Here is a 1,511-nt window from a genome sequence, read left to right on the forward strand (position 1 = left end):
TATCTGATTTCTGTCGTGGCCTTCTATATATCCCATAAATCCACTCTTTTCTTCTGTATTTATAGTTAAATTATATCATATTTGTGGATTTGTGTTAGGTTAATCAGGGCACTTTTCACACAGTCTGCCGTCCCCTTACACACCAAGGAAGGAAAGGAAGGAAGGTTAATCTTGCTGGCAGGGTCGTTGAAAGATTTTGTTGCGGAGAGCGGAACAAAGTAGGCCATTTATCCGTCTATTATTATTGAGAGATTTTTTAAAGTAGGTTTTTAGTGATAAGAAATTTTTTTTGGGGAACGGAAAAATGTCCAAAAAATTACAGGTAATTATCCTGATTGTCTTATCTTTATTAATAACAGTGACAATAACTGCTTGTTCAACGACATCCTGGAAAGTAAAAAGCCAGCTAAATAACCCTACTCAGATAGAAGTACATGAGAATTATTTATATTTTTTAGACACATATTCTGCAATAAAAATATACGACCGGGGAACAATTTATGATCTCACATCTTGGTTGCCTGAGGGGTTTAAAAAGGAAAATATAATAATGGAATTTGCTGTGGTAAACCCCTCTAAGATAGCGGCTCTAACCGGATCGAGTCTCTACTTGATTGATGTTCAGAAAAAAGAGATCAAAAAGATCTTTTCGGATAAAGATAACTTTACCTCAATGGATCTGGATCAAAAAGGGAATTTTTACCTCATTTCAGCTAAACAGGTATTAAGGATAACACCGGAGGGGGAAAAAAGCCTGTTTTTTGCTTTTGAAAACCTCCCTTCCGATCAACGTCAGGAAGATGCATATTTTAGTGGAATTTTTGTGGGTAAGAATGATCATCTGTTTGTGGAGCTTCATAAAAGAATACCCTTCAGTAACATAGTTTTCGAATTAGATGGTAGAGGAAACATAACAGATACATATGATCTGCGGAAAATCATAGAAAAAAGCTTTTCTACCACTTCTGCCGCCAGGATATTAGATTATCAAGATTTTTCTTTATTTATCGTGGACACTCGTGGAAAGCTTTACAAATACAGGCCGGGTACCGGCAGCTTGCGCAAGCTTTTTGACGTAGCCCTAGGTGACGGTGACTTTCACTATTGGCGTGTGATAGATCTTGTTAAAATAAGTGATGATTTTGATGAATACGTTTTATTGGTTACCGATTCGGACACAGGAAACTTCGCAAGGGTGTGGAAACTACTGAAAGATGGAACACCAGTGGGAAATTTTATCAGCACTGAAGTCACCAGAGATTAACACTGGAGACTAAAAAAGAAGAGGGGGGTTTTAAACCCCCTATTTCATTAACCGGTATACATGAGATGCGGTGAGATGCGGTGCGGGGTGAGATGCGGTGCCAGGCACCGAACTTATTAAAACTTATTAACATATTTCGGTGATTGACCCCGACATCAGACATCACGCTGACCCCCGGCGTTTCTATTACTTTGATCATATCATAACTTCGCCAATTTATAGACGGCAACGTCAGACAAACCGATGT

General features: G+C 38.5%; 1 protein-coding gene. It reads left to right on the top strand.

What is annotated here, in order from left to right; translation table 11 throughout:
- Positions 1-304: 304 nt before the first annotated feature.
- A complete protein-coding gene (locus AB1349_14285; protein ID MEW6558494.1) occupies positions 305-1,264 on the top strand; it encodes a hypothetical protein in 960 nt (319 codons plus the stop codon).
- Positions 1,265-1,511 lie beyond the last annotated feature (247 nt).

It is taken from the genome of Elusimicrobiota bacterium (genome assembly GCA_040757695.1).
Lineage (GTDB): Bacteria > Elusimicrobiota > UBA8919 > UBA8919 > UBA8919 > JBFLWK01.

Excerpts from the sequence above, each read along its gene's own strand:
- AB1349_14285 (MEW6558494.1), top strand. The coding sequence starts at position 305 with ATGTCCAAAAAATTACAGGTAATTATCCTGATTGTCTTATCTTTATTA.